Annotated in this window: 14 protein-coding genes and 1 pseudogene; 8 read left to right on the top strand and 7 right to left on the bottom strand. The window is 61.4% G+C overall.

From position 1 onward, the window contains the following. Positions 1–88 precede the first annotated feature (88 nt). Complete coding sequence (locus G9X67_RS06455; protein WP_138330584.1) at positions 89–808, bottom strand: aspartate/glutamate racemase family protein; 720 nt, start codon at positions 806–808, stop codon at positions 89–91. Between the two features lie 157 nt (positions 809–965). On the opposite strand from G9X67_RS06455, the gene G9X67_RS06450 reads away from it, so the two are divergent. The 3 genes from G9X67_RS06450 to G9X67_RS06440 all read left to right on the top strand — a co-directional run bounded on the left by G9X67_RS06450 (position 966) and on the right by G9X67_RS06440 (position 4,973). Beyond that, a complete protein-coding gene (locus G9X67_RS06450) occupies positions 966–1,430 on the top strand; it encodes an Lrp/AsnC family transcriptional regulator (protein WP_138330585.1) in 465 nt (154 codons plus the stop codon). A gap of 108 nt (positions 1,431–1,538) precedes the next feature. After that, on the top strand, positions 1,539–2,804 hold the full coding sequence (locus G9X67_RS06445; RefSeq protein WP_138330586.1) for an NAD(P)/FAD-dependent oxidoreductase: 1,266 nt from the start codon (positions 1,539–1,541) through the stop codon (positions 2,802–2,804). Between the two features lie 210 nt (positions 2,805–3,014). Further along, positions 3,015–4,973 carry a TetM/TetW/TetO/TetS family tetracycline resistance ribosomal protection protein gene (locus tag G9X67_RS06440; RefSeq protein ID WP_138330587.1) on the top strand — a complete coding sequence of 653 codons (1,959 nt, stop codon included), beginning with the start codon at positions 3,015–3,017 and terminating at the stop codon, positions 4,971–4,973. Positions 4,974–5,052: 79 nt separating this feature from the next. Here the strand turns inward: G9X67_RS06440 and G9X67_RS06435 are convergent, their stop codons facing one another. Next, a complete protein-coding gene (locus G9X67_RS06435; protein ID WP_138330588.1) occupies positions 5,053–6,099 on the bottom strand; it encodes an NAD(P)-dependent alcohol dehydrogenase in 1,047 nt (348 codons plus the stop codon). A gap of 204 nt (positions 6,100–6,303) precedes the next feature. Between G9X67_RS06435 and G9X67_RS06430 the strand changes: the two genes are divergently transcribed. The 3 genes from G9X67_RS06430 (at position 6,304) to G9X67_RS06420 (ending at position 10,092) form a co-directional block, all read left to right on the top strand. Next, on the top strand, positions 6,304–7,212 hold the full coding sequence (locus G9X67_RS06430; RefSeq protein WP_138330589.1) for an AraC family transcriptional regulator: 909 nt from the start codon (positions 6,304–6,306) through the stop codon (positions 7,210–7,212). A 139-nt stretch (positions 7,213–7,351) separates the two neighbouring features. After that, positions 7,352–8,410, top strand: a complete 1,059-nt coding sequence (locus G9X67_RS06425; RefSeq protein ID WP_171598387.1) for a glycosyltransferase family 2 protein — start codon at positions 7,352–7,354, stop codon at positions 8,408–8,410. After that, positions 8,410–10,092, top strand: coding sequence for a hypothetical protein (locus G9X67_RS06420; protein ID WP_171598386.1), 1,683 nt, complete (start codon positions 8,410–8,412; stop codon positions 10,090–10,092). Before G9X67_RS06425 ends, G9X67_RS06420 begins: the two co-directional genes overlap by 1 nt. A gap of 86 nt (positions 10,093–10,178) precedes the next feature. Here the strand turns inward: G9X67_RS06420 and G9X67_RS06415 are convergent. Further along, a pseudogene (locus G9X67_RS06415) lies at positions 10,179–10,540 on the bottom strand (DUF4087 domain-containing protein); the annotation flags it as partial. Positions 10,541–10,562: 22 nt separating this feature from the next. Continuing rightward, positions 10,563–11,042: a hypothetical protein gene (locus G9X67_RS06410; protein ID WP_171598385.1), complete on the bottom strand. Its 480-nt coding sequence runs from the start codon at positions 11,040–11,042 to the stop codon at positions 10,563–10,565. 141 nt (positions 11,043–11,183) lie between these two features. Here G9X67_RS06410 and G9X67_RS06405 point away from each other — a divergent pair, with 141 nt between their 5' ends. Together G9X67_RS06405 and ilvC are read left to right on the top strand one after the other, a co-directional pair. Further along, on the top strand, positions 11,184–11,849 hold the full coding sequence (locus G9X67_RS06405; RefSeq protein ID WP_171598384.1) for a TetR/AcrR family transcriptional regulator C-terminal domain-containing protein: 666 nt from the start codon (positions 11,184–11,186) through the stop codon (positions 11,847–11,849). Positions 11,850–11,898: 49 nt separating this feature from the next. Further along, positions 11,899–12,918, top strand: a complete 1,020-nt coding sequence (ilvC, locus tag G9X67_RS06400; RefSeq protein ID WP_003560822.1) for a ketol-acid reductoisomerase — start codon at positions 11,899–11,901, stop codon at positions 12,916–12,918. A 49-nt stretch (positions 12,919–12,967) separates the two neighbouring features. Here ilvC and G9X67_RS06395 read toward each other — a convergent pair whose 3' ends face one another. Genes G9X67_RS06395 through G9X67_RS06385 form a run of 3 tightly spaced genes read right to left on the bottom strand, consistent with a single transcriptional unit; the run spans position 12,968 to position 14,115 of the window. Continuing rightward, positions 12,968–13,555 (bottom strand): class I SAM-dependent methyltransferase, encoded by a 588-nt coding sequence (locus tag G9X67_RS06395; protein WP_138330594.1) that lies wholly within the window; start codon positions 13,553–13,555, stop codon positions 12,968–12,970. Then, a complete protein-coding gene (locus tag G9X67_RS06390) occupies positions 13,545–13,880 on the bottom strand; it encodes a type II toxin-antitoxin system RelE/ParE family toxin (protein ID WP_138330595.1) in 336 nt (111 codons plus the stop codon). Before G9X67_RS06390 ends, G9X67_RS06395 begins: the two co-directional genes overlap by 11 nt. Then, positions 13,864–14,115: a transcriptional regulator gene (locus tag G9X67_RS06385; protein WP_138330694.1), complete on the bottom strand. Its 252-nt coding sequence runs from the start codon at positions 14,113–14,115 to the stop codon at positions 13,864–13,866. The genes G9X67_RS06390 and G9X67_RS06385 overlap by 17 nt, the downstream gene beginning before the upstream one ends. Positions 14,116–14,224 lie beyond the last annotated feature (109 nt).

Below are 14,224 nucleotides of genomic sequence, written 5' to 3'. Positions count from 1 at the left end.
GAGCGAGGTTTGTCAACAAGCTGACAAGAATCTCCAGATGGAGTTCTTGTCCTGCATTTAATGGACTGAGTCAACTAATTCGGTGATGTCAGGCCGCTTCCTCTTCCGCGGTCTCGTCTGCACCGAGCGCGAAATCGACCGCCGCCCGCGCATGGATCGCCGTGGTGTCGAAGCCCGGCAGCGGCAAATGGTCGGGATCGAGGACCAGGCAAATTTCGGTACAGCCGAGGATGATGCTGTCGGCGCCGTTGTCGATGGCGCGGGTAATCACCGCCATGAGCTTGTCGCGCGAGCTGTCGAGCACCTTGCCGGCGCAGAGTTCGTTGAAGATGATGTCGTGCACGGTCGTGCGGTCGCTAGCATCTGGCACCATGATATCAACACCAAGGCTCTTCATGCGGTCGCTGTAGAAGCCGTGCTCCATCGTGTAGCGAGTGGCGAGCAGTAGCGGGCGCTTCCGGCCGGCCGCATGCAGCGATTTCGCCGTCTCGTCGATGATGTGGATCAGTGGCACAGAGATCTTCTCTGCGACCTTGTCGGCAATCAGATGCATGGTGTTGGTGCAGATGAGAATGCAGCCGGCGCCGGCGATCTGCAGGCGCAGAGCCACGTCGGCGAGGCGACGGGCGGCCATATCCCAGTCGCCGGCCTTCTGAAGCGCGACGATCTCCTCGAAATTCACTGAATGCAGGATGAGTTCGGCCGAGGCGAGGCCACCCTTGCGGTCACGCACCATCTCGTTGACGACACGGTAATAGACCGCCGAACTTTCGAAACTCATGCCGCCGATAAGGCCGATCGTTTCCATTTCTTCATGCTCTCCATGCTTCTGAACTTCGAAAATGATGCCGCAATCCCGGCGCGGCGTGTTTGCGTTGTTTGTCTCTCGTGTCAGATTGGTGATGGGATTTTGCGCTATTTTGTGAAATCATGCAAAAAAGAGGCGAGAGGATTATGTTCCACACATGCTTGATGATCGCGACAGACGCATTCTGGACATGTTGCAGAAGGATGCGGGCATATCCGTGACCGATCTTGCCGAGCGCGTGGCTCTTTCGGTGTCGGCCTGTTCGCGGCGCATCCAGCGGCTGGAGGAGAGCGGCCACATCGCCCGGCGTATCGTCGTGCTCGACCGGCAAAAGATGGGCGTGCCGACGACAGTTTTCGCCCTGGTCAAGACGGCGCACCATTCCGACGAATGGACGGAGACCTTCCGCCGGATCATCAGTGACATTCCCGAGATCGTCGAAGCGCACCGGCTGACCGGCAATCACGACTACATCTTGAAGATCGTGCTGCCGCGCGTCGAACATTACGATGTGATCTACAAGCAGATCGTGCGGAAGATCGAGCTCTTCGACGTCTCGGCCTCGATCTCGATGGAGCTTCTGAAGGGCGGCACGGCAATTCCCGTCGGGTATGCCGATTGAGTCAGCTCCACCGACCGGGATGCAGGGGAGCTATGCCGAAACGGCGGTTGCAACCTTCGCGGCGAAGGCCACATTGGCTTTGAGCGAAATGGCGCGAAGGGGTAGGTCATGAGCGATCATCATGTCGTCGTTGTCGGCGGCGGTTTCGGCGGGCTGCAGCTCGTCAATGGGTTGAAGGGTGCCGGCGTCAAGATCACGCTGGTCGACCGGCGCAATCACCATCTCTTCCAGCCGCTGCTCTATCAGGTGGCGACCACCATTCTCTCCACCTCAGAGATCGCCTGGCCGATCCGCCGCCTCTATGCCGACCGGCCTGACGTGACGGTGCTGCTCGCCGAGGTCACCGGCGTCGACAGCGGTGCGAAGACGGTTTCCTTACGCAACGGCATGACTCTTGGTTACGATACGCTGGTGCTGGCGACCGGGGCGACGCATGCCTATTTCGGCCATGACGAATGGGAGCCAGTGGCGCCCGGCCTGAAGACGCTGGAGGATGCGACGACGATCCGCCGGCGGGTGCTGCTTGCCTTCGAGAAGGCGGAGATGGAGAGCGATCCTGCCGTGCGCGATGCGCTTTTGACCTTCACCATCGTCGGGGCCGGGCCAACCGGTGTCGAGCTGGCCGGCATCATTGCCGAGCTTGCGCATTTCACGCTGCCCAAGGAATTCCGCAACATCGATACGCGCAAGACCCGTGTCGTGCTGGTCGAGGCTGGGCCGCGGGTGCTGCCGACCTTCGCCGAAGAGCTTTCGGCCTATGCTCAGAAGGCGCTGGAGAAACTCGGGGTCGAGATTCATCTCGGCAAGCCGGTGACCGAATGCAACGCCGACGGCGTGAAGATCGGCGACACTTTCGTTGCCAGCCGGACGATCGTCTGGGCAGCCGGCGTCACCGCCTCGCCGGCGGCGCGGTGGCTCGGCGTTGCCGCCGACCGGGCAGGGCGCGTCGTGGTCGAGAAAGATCTGAGCGCGCCGGGTCTGCCCGACGTCTTCGTCGTCGGCGATACCGCCTCCGTCATGCGCGAGGATGGCAAGCCGGTGCCGGGCATAGCGCCTGCCGCCAAGCAGCAGGGCGGTTACGTCGCCAAGGTCATTCGCGCCCGCATATCCGGCAAACCCGCGCCGACGCCTTTCCGTTACTGGCATCAGGGCAGCCTGGCGACGATCGGCAAGAGTGCGGCGATCATCGATTTCGGCCCGATCAAGCTAAAGGGCTGGATCGCCTGGTGGATCTGGGGTCTTGCCCATATCTACTTCCTGATCGGCACCCGCTCGCGCTTCTCCGTCGCCTGGAGCTGGCTGTGGATCTATCTGAGCGGCCAGCACAGCGCCCGGCTGATCACCCAGCGGGAGACGATGCGGGAGGAGGGCTAGGCTCTTCCCGGTCCACCAGAGGCTAAGCCTCGAAGCAGCGATATAGCCAAACTTGACATATCTTCGGATCCGCCCTTAGGGTTTGCCCGGCGTCTTCCGGATACCACCGGGGGTTACGCATCCAGCCGTAGCTACAGCGAGTAGAGGTTCCAATGCGCCGATTCACTTCTCACGAAAATCACATTCGAAATTCTGAGAAGTTGGTGGTTCATGCGCACTTTGAATCTGGGCATCCTCGCCCATGTGGATGCAGGCAAGACTAGCCTTACCGAAAGACTGCTTTTTGACGCCGGCGTCATCGACAAGCTTGGCAGCGTCGATACCGGCAATACACAGACGGACACTCTCGAGCTCGAACGGCAACGCGGCATCACGATCAGAGCCGCGGTGGTGTCGTTCACGATCGGCGACAGGATCGTCAATCTCATCGACACACCCGGTCACCCGGATTTCATCGCCGAGGTCGAGCGGGTGCTCGGATTGCTGGATGCCGCGATCGTCGTCGTTTCGGCGGTCGAAGGCGTGCAGGCCCAGACACGGGTGCTGGTGCGGGCGCTGCGGCGACTTGGCGTTCCCTTCATCTTCTTCGTCAACAAGGTCGATCGTCTCGGCGCCCGATATGAGGACGTGCTGAAGGCCCTTGCCGCCCAATTGCCGGTTCGCCCCATCGCCATGTCTTCCGTCGTCGATACCGGCAGCAGGCTTGCCAGGGTGGAGGCGTTGGTTCCCGGATGCGAGCCGCTTTTCACGCCGCTCAGCGAAGCACTCGCGGAGAATGACGAGGCGGTCTTCAGCGATTATGTCCTGGCAGCCGATCGCCTGACCGCGGAAAGGCTTGGATGCTGCCTGGCCGATCAGGTCGCCAGGGGTCTGGTGCATCCTGTTTTCGCAGGCGCCGCAACGATCGGCGTCGGCCTGTCTGCCCTGACATCGGCCATTGCGACGATATTGCCCGACCGAGGCCTCGATCCGGACGGGCCGATTGCCGGAAAAATCTTCAAGATCGAACGCGGGTGGGGCGGCGAAAAACTGGTCTATATGTATCTGACGTCAGGCACGATCCGGCTTCGACAATATCTGGATTTGCCCAAAGGCCCGGATAGGGTGACCGCGATCCATCTTTTCGACGCAGGCCAGGTTCATGGCGCGGCGAGCTTCCGCGCCGGGCAGATCGCGCGCGTAAGCGGTCTTGCCGGCGCCCGGATCGGGGATGCGGTTGGCACTGACCTGCTCGCGGGCGCGCGGCCGCAGTTTGCTCCGCCCAGCCTCGAAACCCGCGTCCTTGCTCGAAGTCCCTCCGACAAGGCGGCGCTCTGGCTGGCGCTGAACCAGATGGCCGAACAGGATCCCTTGATCAATCTGCGCCGGAACGAGGAGGCGGATGAAGTCTTCGTGTCGCTCTACGGCGAGGTGCAGAAGGAGGTTATCCAATCGACCCTGTTGACGGATTTCGGTCTCGGGGTAAGGTTTGAGGAAAGCACAGTCATCTCGGTGGAAAGGCCTGTGGGAACCGGGGCGGGCCTGCAGGTCATCTTCAAGGAGCCCAATCCCTTTCTCGCCACCGTCGGTCTGCGCGTCGAGCCGCGCCCTCCCGGGGTGGGCAACAGCTTTGCGCTCGAAGTGGATGTCGGCCAGATGCCCGTAGCCTTCTATCGAGCGGTCGAGGAGACCGTGTTCGAAACGCTGAAGCAGGGGATTTTCGGCTGGCAGGTTATCGATTGCCACGTGGCGATGACGGCAGCCCGGCATAGCTCGCCCGCAAGCACCGCCGCCGATTTCCGGCAACTGACACCATGGGTGCTGGCAGATGCGTTATTGGCCGCGCAGACCATCCTATGCGAGCCGATTGATCGCTTTTATCTCGAAGCGCCGGCGGAGAGCTTGAACGGCTTGCTGACCCTGCTTGCAAAATGTGCCGCGACGATGACGGATTCCGTGATCGCCGACGGTATGGCCAGGCTGGAAGGCACTATGGCGTCCTCAATGATCCAGAGCGTCCAGCAGCAATTGCCGGGTCTGACGAGCGGGACGGGGACCATGGAAACCTCTTTCGATCACTATGCCCCGATGGCCGGTCCGCCGCGCTCGCGCCAGCGCTCAGGCCACGATCCGTTCAAGGGTGCCGAATATCTGCTCAGCCTGCATCGACATGTCGAAGGTAGGTCGTGAAATCCTGAGTCAGGAGCGCGGCGATTATCGATCTCGGCCGGAAAAAAGGCGGCTCCCAAAGGGGCCGCCTCTCGTTTTCTTAAGCCGCCAGCGAGGCGATATCGATGACGAAGCGGTAGCGGACGTCGCTTTTCAGGACGCGTTCATAGGCTTCGTTGACCTGCTGGATGTTGATCTTCTCGATCTCGGAGACAATGTTGTGCTTGCCGCAGAAGTCGAGCATTTCCTGGGTTTCTTTGATCGAGCCGATCATCGAGCCGGATATGCTCTTGCGGCCGGGGATGATCGAGAAGGCATGCACGGGGATCGGGTTTTCCGGCGCGCCGACCACCACGAAGGAACCATCCACCTTCAGGAGGCCGAGATAGGCGTTCCAGTCGATCTCGGCGCTGACGGTGCAGATGATCAGGTCGAAAGTGCCGGCGAGCTTCGTGAAGGTTTCCGGGTCATTGGTGGCGTAATATTCCTTGGCGCCGAGCTTTAGCCCATCTTCCTTCTTGGAAAGGCTCTGGGAGAGAACGGTTATATCGGCGCCCATGGCGGCGCCGAGCTTGACGCCCATGTGGCCGAGGCCGCCCATGCCGACGATCGCGACCTTCTTGCCGGGGCCGGCATTCCAGTGGCGCAGCGGCGAGTAGAGCGTGATGCCGGCGCAGAGCAGCGGCGCCGAGGCATCGAGTGGCAGATTGTCCGGAATGGACATGACATAGCCTTCCCTGACGACGATCGAGTCGGAATAGCCGCCCTGGGTCCGTGTCTTGCGGTCGGCTTCGAAGTCGTTGTAGGTACCGGCGAGCCCCGGCATATACTGTTCGCGATCGAGGTCGCGCTCGGCGCAGCCGATGCAGGAATCGACGAAGCAGCCGACGCCGACGCGATCGCCGACCTTGAATTTGGTCACATCGGAACCGACAGCCGAGACGATGCCGGCGATCTCATGGCCCGGCACGATCGGATAGACGGCGTTCTTCCATTCGTTGCGGACAGTGTGGATGTCCGAATGGCAGATGCCGGCAAACTTGATGTCGATAACGACGTCATCGGGGTTCGGGTTGCGGCGTTCGAAGGTGAAAGGGGTCAGCGGCTTGGAAGCGTCGGTCGCGGCGTAGCCTCTTGCAATGGGCATGGGAACCATCCTTTTGGATTGTGGTGGGGGTTGAAAGAGATGGTGGACTATTGCCCGGAACTGCGTCAGAGGGTTAGAGCGATCCTCTCAGCTTTTTGCACGATCCTGCAAAAGTGAGGCGCCGGCCTGTTTGCGAAATGGCCAAGGCACTCTAGATAAGAGCGGTATCGCTGGCGTCAGACAGTTGACAGAAAGAGTTGCCGCATGACCTTGCCCTTCAGCCCCTATCAGGAGATTGTCGATATCGCGATGCGCTTCGCGGCTGGTGACGGCGAGTTCGCGACTGATATCGGCAATCTTCACATCAGCCGTCGGTCCAAGCCCAGCGATCCGCTGCACAGCAGCTACCGGCCCTGTTTTGCCTTTGTGCTGCAGGGAGCCAAGAGCCTGCGCCTCGGCACGGAACTTATCAGCTACGGGACCGGGGACTACCTGCTGACCTCGCTCGACCTGCCTGTCGCCTGGCGCGTCACGGAGGCGAGCCCTGAGGTTCCTCATCTCTGCCTGGGGCTGGCAATCGACTCGGAAAAGCTGCTGGAGTTGCTCAGCCGCATCGATATTCCGAGCCCGGCCGCCCATACCGACGGGCAGCGCGGGATGGCGGTGAACGTCGCTCCGCCGGAGCTCCTGGATGCTGCCATTCGCCTGCTGCGCTTGCTCGATCGTCCAGGCGATATTCCTGCAATGGCGCCGCTGATCGAGCAGGAAATTCTCTACCGGGTGCTGACCGGGCCGGATGGCGCGCGGCTGATCAACATCGCCACTGCAGACAGCCACAGCAACAGGGTCGCGCGCGCCGTCGCATGGCTGAAGGAGAATTTCGCGCGGCCATTGCGCATCGAAGACCTTGCCGACCGCGTCAGCATGAGCGTGTCCTCCTTCCATCATCACTTCAAGTCGGTCACGGCGATGACGCCGGTGCAGTATCAGAAGCAGCTTCGCCTGCACGAGGCGCGCCGTCTGATGCTCGTGGAGCGGCTCGATGCGGGCACGGCCGGTCACCGCGTCGGTTATCAAAGCCCGTCGCAATTCAGCCGCGAATACAGCCGCCTCTACGGCGCCTCGCCGGCTCGGGATATCGACGGCGCGCGCGAGGTGATGGCGGCGGAATAGTCAGCTGCGCGTCTAAGGACATGTATTGTGGAGTGTTGTCGTCCGATCGGCGAAAAGGAAAGCGACGACAATCGTTAAAGGATGTTTGACCTTTCGTCGTTAGTCTGGCGCCAAATATCAAGCAGGCACCGACGTCAGCATGGCGCAACTTCCATTTCTTTCCATCGTCGCGCCTTGTCACAACGAGGAAGAAGGGCTGCGCGAGTTCTGCCGCCGCGCTGCCGCGGCTGCTCAGAGCGTTGCCGGCGATGCCTTCGAGCTCATTCTCATCGATGACGGCTCGTCCGACGGTACCTGGGAGATCATTTCGGATCTGGCGGCTGATGTGCCGCAGGTGCTTGGTGTGCGTCTTTTGCGCAATCACGGTCACCAGTTGGCGTCGACGGCGGGTCTTTCCGCCTCGCGGGGCGAGCGCGTGCTTTTGATCGATGCCGATCTTCAGGATCCGCCAGAGCTGCTTTTGATGATGATGCCGATCATGGAGCGCGGCGCCGACGTCGTTTACGGCCAGCGCACGCGCCGCCAGGGCGAAAGCTGGTTCAAGCTGGCCTCCGCTTCGCTTTTCTATCGCGCTTTGTCCAAGCTCGCTTCCGTGACCATTCCGCGCGATACCGGTGATTTCCGGCTGATGCGCCGGCGTGTCGTCGATATCCTGTTGGCGATGCCGGAGCGCGATCGCTTCATCCGCGGCATGGTCAGTTGGATTGGCGGCAGGCAGGTGGCTCTCCCCTACGAGCGTGACGCCCGTTTTGCCGGCACGACGAAATATCCTCTGCGAAAGATGATCAATTTCGCTCTCGATGCGATCACCAGCTTTTCGACGACGCCGCTGCGCATCAGCACTTGGCTTGGCATGATGAGCGCCGGCGTCGCGATCGCGTTGCTCGTCTACACCTTCATTCGCTGGCTGCAGGGCGAGACGGTGACCGGCTGGTCGTCGATCATGGCCGCGGTCAGCGCCTTCAGCGCTATCCAGCTGATCTGCATCGGCATCATCGGCGAGTATCTCGGCCGTCTGGTACAAGAGAGCAAGAAGCGGCCGATGTTCATGGTCGAGACGATCGTGCGCGGCAGTGAACACGCAGATTTGTCGATCGCTTTTTCGGAGATGAGCGCCAGCGACAAGCGCGCCGCGCTGGATGCGGCCTTTGCGTCCGAAGAGCCGCCGCGCTCGCAAAAGAACAGCCGGATCGGATAATGGACCGGATTGCCGCGCCTGCTGTGGCCGCAGCCGGGCCCGAGGAATTGATCGCCAGGCAGGATTCCACCCTTGCGATCGTCGCATTCGTCGGACTTGCCGCGGCTTTGGTCCTCCTGTTTCCCTTTCCGCCGGTTCTCGATTACGCCAATCACTACGCCCGTATCTGGCTCCTTTCCGGCGGGATCGGCGAGCAGCCGTTTCCAGAGATCTATGCCGTCGATTGGAACCGCACCTTCACCAATGTCGGGATCGACGTTCTGGCCACCTGGCTGGGGCCGCTTGTCGGCGCCGACAGGCTTGCGCGGGCTTTGCTTTTCCTGGCGATCGTGCTGCCGCCGCTTGGGGCAATCGGCCTGCATCGCGCGCTTTTCGGCGGCCGGCACCATTGGCAGACCGCCATGCTGTCGCTCGGCTGGTGCGCCACCATGTTCGGCGGCTTCATCAACTTCCAGATCGGCCTCGGCATGGCCTTGTTCTTCGCCTGCGTCGATCTGCGGCTGCAGCGCAGAAATCCCGCCCTGGTTTTTGCCTGGCGGCTCGCCGCCGCGCTGTTGCTGACGGTGATGCATCTCTTCGCGCTTGGCTTCTATATGGCGATCGTCTGCGGCCTCGAATTTTCCTGGCGCATCGATATCGTGCGATCGAAGGCGGGTCTCATGAGGCTCGGCGGCCGGTTGGCGCTGGCGCTCGGCACCTGCGTCCTGCCGCCGCTCGCGCTCTATCTCCATACTGCGGCTTTGCCCAACGCCGGCGGCAAAGGCCTCGGCCTTGCCTGGAACGACGGCATCGTCCTGATCGTCCTTAATCTGCTCTCCGCCATTACGACCTATGTTCCGGTGGTGGATGTCGTGCTGGTTCTGCCGCTGATCCTCATCTGCACGCGTGCCGTCCGCGCGGGCGATATCCGCATGCATGCGGGGCTTGCCGTCGCCGCCTGCGGCCTGCTGCTGCTCTCCTGTGTTTCGCCTCGCCACATGCTCGGCACCGGATGGATCAGTTGGCGCTTTCCGATCATGACAGCGCTCGTCGCCATGGCTATGGTGTGCCCCTTCGCCAATCTCACGCGCCGGCAAGCGCTGTTGCTGGCGCTCATCATCAATCTCGCAGTCTTCGGCCGCACCGGCTGGGTCGGCTGGAACTGGTGGCTGGCACAGAAGGATGTTGCCGCCATCGAGACTGTGCTTAAAAAAGCGCCGGCCGGTGCAGCCGTGCTGCCTCTGGGCCATGAACCCGAGACAGTGAGCGGTCTTGCCCACTCCAACCGGCATTTTGCCTGGGGGTTGGATACTTTCCGGCACCTGCCGACGCTTGCCGTGCCCTTGTCGCATGCTTTCGTGCCGACGCTCTTCACTGCAAAAGGCAAGCAGCCGTTATCCGTTCTGCCGCCATGGTCTGAGATCGCGGTTCCCGAGGGCAATCTGCTGTCGATCGGCGTGCTTTCATGCCCGGCAATGATGCAGGAATATAGAAACTTTTCCCCTTATCTGTCGGATTGGCGCAGGCGTTTCGATTTCGTCCTCGTCGCCAATGCCGATATCCCCGACCGCTATGTCGGCACCTTGATGCCGGCGGGCCTGACGCTGGTCGAAGATGCGGGTTTCGCAAAGCTTTACGCGATCGATAAGGCGATGCCGGTAGAGCCTCTCTCGATCCCCGCCGGTTGCGCCACTGCGTCTTAGGCTGCGGCTCTTCGCGTATCAACCGCCTCTGGACGATTGGATCGTGATCGCGGCCGCCATCCAGTATTCGGGCGATGGGTTGGTCGGCCGGGGAATTTCAGCGCCTTGTCGGCACGGCATTTGGCGAGCTTTAGCTGGCGGAAGGAGAGGATGCGGGTGATGAGGTCCCTGCCATCGGTTTCCACACTCATGCAGGCGCAGGCATAGCCGTAATTGCCGTGGTTCTGACATATTCACGTTCGGAGATGTCGGAGATCAGCTCCATGCCTTCGACCTCGCCGGCATCGTCGCCCTGGGTCATGATCGTCCAGGTGTTCTCCGCGTCCTCCAGCCACCAGTTGGCGGGCGTCGGATTCTCGATCCAGCCGCAGCGCGTTTCGGCGGCCCGCGCATTGGCTGCGACGACAAGAGCTGCGATCATGACCGCGGCGGCTATCCGGTATCTCATTGCCTTTTCCCCTCGACAAATATCAGTTGTTGATCGCGATGATCGCCCAATGGCTCGCCCCGCAGGCGTTGTCCTCGCAGATCGCGCCCATCCAGACGGCGCCGCCGGCCAGCATGACGCCGTCGCTGTTGACGAAGAGATCCTCGTATTGCTGGCGTCCGACGGCGCGGCGCGTTTCCGGCGTCACGAGATCATCGAAATTGTCGATGAAATCCTCGGCGTTCTCGACGTCGTAGGTCTCACCATTGGCCTTGACCGTCAGCGGGTATTCGGCAAGGCCGGCGATGGTCTCGGCTTCGCTCGAGCGCATCGCTCGAACGAGTTGGCGCAGCGGCCTGTAGAAGCCTGCGGCATCGCCGTGCAGTTCCTCGATGCGATTATAGACGTCGCTGTCGGACTGCGCGAGAGCGCTTGAGCCGCCAAGGAGGATTGCTCCGAGCAGGAGAAGGGCTGCAGAAAGGCGTGACATCGAAGCCTCCGGCCAAATGGTATAGCGCGACATTATGCGATCACCGAGGATTCGCGCCTATCCAATTCTGGTGTTTCATCGCGGTTTCACGTATTAAAAAAATCTATCCAGGCTTCTTGACGACCTGATCGGTTTATCGCATAAACCTCACGAACCGTACCGTACGGTACGTATATGGGAGCCATGACCGTGTCCGTCGATACCGCAGAGCCGAGCGAATTTTCGCCGCGCCAGAACGCCGTTCTGGAGCAGGCGCTGCAGTTGCTCGTCGATGGCGGCGAGAAGGCGCTGACGACCTCGGGTGTGGCGCGAGCCGCCAATTGCTCGAAGGAGAGCCTCTACAAGTGGTTCGGCGATCGCGACGGGCTGCTGTCGGCGATGATAGCCTATCAGGCGAGCAAGGTGCGTACCTTCGAGCGCAACGGCGAGCGGCTGACGGCGGCAAGCCTGCACGACCATGTGGTCATTTTTGCGCGTGACCTGCTGGAGGTGCTCGCTGGCGACGTCTCGCTGGCGCTGAACCGGCTGGCGATCGGCCAGTCGAACCGCGACGGCTCGAAACTCGGCAGGCTGCTGCTCGAGCGCGGCCGTCGCCAGATCGACCGGCGCGCCATGGCGCTGATCGATGCCGGCAAAAGGGCAGGGCTCCTGCGTTTTGCCGATGCCGACGAGGCTTATCACACGCTTTACGGCCTTGTTGTCTCCGACCTGCATGTGCGCATGCTGCTCGGCGAACCAGGCCTCAAGGATACCGCACGCCAGGCGGAGAGGGCAGTCACCGCCTTCCTCAGGCTCTATGGCACGGACAAGGTTCTGGCGGAGATGCCGGTTCTCGGCTGATTCCGCTTTAATGACAGTCAACAAGACAAGCAAAGGGAAGGAACTTCAAATGCGCGTCTATTACGATCGTGATGCCGATCTCAACCTCATCAAGGCCAAGAAGGTCGCCGTCATCGGCTATGGTTCGCAGGGCCGTGCCCATGCGCTGAACCTCAAGGACAGCGGCGCCCAGAACGTCGTCATCGCACTCAAGGCCGGTTCGCCGACCGTCAAGAAGGCCGAAGCCGATGGCTTCAAGGTCATGACGGTTGCCGAAGCTGCCGCCTGGGCGGACCTGATGATGATGGCGACCCCGGACGAACTGCAGGCCGACATCTACAAGGCCGACATCGCCGGCAACATCCGCGATGGCGCAGCCATCGCCTTCGCTCACGGCCTCAACGTTCACTTCGGTCTCATCGAGCCGAAGGCTTCGGTTGACGTCGTCATGATCGCACCGAAGGGCCCGGGCCACACGGTTCGCGGCGAATACCAGAAGGGCGGCGGCGTTCCCTGCCTCGTTGCCGTTCACCAGAACGCTTCCGGCAATGCGCTTGAACTCGCTCTCTCCTACGCCTGCGGCGTCGGCGGCGGCCGTTCGGGCATCATCGAAACCAACTTCCGCGAAGAGTGCGAAACCGACCTCTTCGGCGAACAGGTCGTTCTCTGCGGCGGTCTCGTCGAGCTCATCCGCGCCGGTTTCGAAACGCTCACCGAAGCCGGTTACGCGCCTGAGATGGCCTATTTCGAGTGCCTGCACGAAGTGAAGCTGATCGTCGACCTGATTTATGAAGGTGGCATCGCCAACATGAACTACTCGATCTCCAACACGGCCGAGTGGGGCGAATATGTCTCCGGTCCGCGCATCATCACTGCCGAGACCAAGGCCGAGATGAAGCGCGTCCTCAAGGACATCCAGACCGGCAAGTTCACGTCCGATTGGATGCAGGAATACCGCGCCGGCGGCTCGCGCTTCAAGGGCATCCGCCGCCTGAACGACAGCCACCCGATCGAAGAAGTTGGCGCCAAGCTGCGCGGCATGATGCCCTGGATCGGCAAGAACAAGCTGGTCGACAAGTCGGTCAACTAAGCACTTTTTGTGCTGTTATAGTTTAAGGCCGGGGCGAAAGCTCCGGCCTTTACCGTTCTGCGCCGACGGTCAGCCAGCGGGTCGGCTTGCCGTCATAGCCGCCGCCGTCGCTTTCGCCGATGGCGATGTTCCGCCAGCCGCCTTTCGTCAAAAGCTCCGAAAGCCATTCGGTGGAGGGATAGTTGTAATAGCGCCCGAAGCCGTCATGGCCTTCCGCGTCCCCGGCCTTGAAGCTCGCGTGAATGATGCCGCCGGTCCTCAGCGCGCGACGGATGCGGGTGAAAACATCAGGCAATTCCGGCCGTGGGACGTGGAGAAGGCTCGCATGCGCCCAGACGCCGTCGAAGGCGCTTTCGGCATCGAGTTCTTGGAACAGCATGATCTTGACGGGCCTGCCGATCAGCGCTTCGGCCTGTCTTGCAAGTTCGGCGGAGCCGTCGGTCGGCATCACATCGAAGCCCTGCGACAGCATGTAGGCGCTGTCCTGCCCGCCGCCGCAGCCGAGTTCGAGGATTGCCGCACCCGGCGCAAGCCCGGCGAGGAAGGCATCGAGCTGCTGCTTCGGCAGGCTGCGCGCCCGGTTGGCATATGTCTCGGCATTTTCCTCATAGAAGGCGGAGGTGCAGTCAAGAGGCATGCTGCTCGGCCGATCGTGGGCGTCGGTTGGATTGGAGATGTCGTTCAGGAAGCCGGTCGGCGTCGATGATGTCAATGACGACAATCCCTTCCGATGTCACCCGGTAGAAGGCGACGTGACGCATGTGGAGGAGGCGGCGAAGGCCAGCGCCGAGTTCGTCGCACTCTTCTCCCATGGAGGGAGCATGCGAAAGAAGCACGAAAATCCTGTCCCAGTCGAGAAGATAGGCGTCTGCCTGCGCCTCGCCGAAATTGAGGCTAGCATATTCGTCGATGCCCGATAGCACAGAGTAGGCGGTTTGGGTCAGCCTATAGGTGGTTGTCACGCAGCTTTGCCTTCGTTTCCAACAGGATGTCGGGAATGCGTCGCTCGCTCGGGCCGCTTTCCTCAGCCTGTCTCAGAATGTGGCGCAGTTCTTCGTCGTCAAGCTTATGATGGAGCTGATCCTTCAGAATAAGCTCCGCCAGGAAAGCGCCGGCACTGCTGTATCTGCCGCTTGCGACACGGTTTTCGACGTATTCCGCCAGATTATCCGGAAGCGAGATCGTCATTTTCGCCATTGGATTCGGTGCCGCCCGCACATGCCGGTTTTCAGCCATTCCTGATGCCAGATTATCATTTCCCAGTTTGTGATAGAAGCGTTGTGCCCAGCCGTCGAGGGCTTGGGTC

This window comes from Rhizobium sp. WYCCWR 11152, assembly GCF_013087615.1.
Lineage (GTDB): Bacteria > Pseudomonadota > Alphaproteobacteria > Rhizobiales > Rhizobiaceae > Rhizobium > Rhizobium indicum.
The sequence above is the reverse complement of the archived record's forward strand: the minus strand, read 5'-3'. Positions and strand labels throughout refer to the sequence as shown.